The sequence below is a fragment of the Globicatella sp. HMSC072A10 genome (assembly GCF_001811625.1).
Lineage (GTDB): Bacteria > Bacillota > Bacilli > Lactobacillales > Aerococcaceae > Globicatella > Globicatella sanguinis.
This window is the reverse complement of record NZ_KV805773.1, coordinates 1-702: the sequence shown is the minus strand read 5'-3', so window position 1 is coordinate 702 and position 702 is coordinate 1. Positions and strand designations below refer to the sequence as shown.

At 49.3% G+C, this 702-nt stretch carries 7 tRNA genes; all 7 read right to left on the bottom strand.

Annotated features, from left to right (window positions below):
• Positions 1-34 precede the first annotated feature (34 nt).
• A tRNA-Leu gene (locus HMPREF2811_RS07995) sits at positions 35-118 on the bottom strand.
• Between the two features lie 9 nt (positions 119-127).
• Positions 128-198, bottom strand: a tRNA-Cys gene (locus tag HMPREF2811_RS07990).
• Positions 199-237: 39 nt separating this feature from the next.
• Positions 238-309, bottom strand: a tRNA-Gln gene (locus tag HMPREF2811_RS07985).
• Positions 310-321: 12 nt separating this feature from the next.
• Positions 322-394 (bottom strand) — tRNA-His (locus HMPREF2811_RS07980).
• Between the two features lie 14 nt (positions 395-408).
• Positions 409-479, bottom strand: a tRNA-Trp gene (locus HMPREF2811_RS07975).
• Between the two features lie 23 nt (positions 480-502).
• Positions 503-583, bottom strand: a tRNA-Tyr gene (locus HMPREF2811_RS07970).
• A 12-nt stretch (positions 584-595) separates the two neighbouring features.
• Positions 596-668 (bottom strand) — tRNA-Phe (locus tag HMPREF2811_RS07965).
• Positions 669-702: the final 34 nt, after the last annotated feature.

The window sequence follows — 702 nt, the reverse complement described above, 5'->3', positions numbered from 1 at the left end:
AAGGTCTTCAAAACTGATGTATTTATAAAAAATATGCCGATGGTCGGGGTCGAACCGACACGCCCGTGAAGGCACAGGATTTTGAGTCCAGCGCGTCTGCCAATTCCGCCACACCGGCCTAATTGTAAGGCGGTAACCGGATTTGAACCGGTGATCGAGGTTTTGCAGACCCATGCCTTACCACTTGGCTATACCGCCATATCTTTCATAGCTATTCTTCTATATAAAATAAAAAAACTGGGGTAGCTGGATTCGAACCAACGAATGACGGAGTCAAAGTCCGTTGCCTTACCGCTTGGCTATACCCCAATAATATAAAGAGGCGACTGAAGGGAATCGAACCCTCGAATGTCGGTGCCACAAACCGATGCGTTAACCACTTCGCCACAATCGCCATTTTCCACCTAACAGGGACTGTAGGAATCGAACCCACACTAACGGTTTTGGAGACCGTTGTTCTACCGTTAAACTAAGTCCCTATCGTCCTCTAGGTCTTATCCTATGGAGGGAGGCAGATTCGAACTGCCGAACCCGAAGGAGCGGATTTACAGTCCGCCGCGTTTAGCCACTTCGCTATCCCTCCGCTTTATTTAAATGGCTTGGGACGGAATCGAACCGCCGACACTTTGAGCTTCAATCAAATGCTCTACCAACTGAGCTACCAAGCCATACGGTCCCGACGGGATTTGAACCCGCGATCTC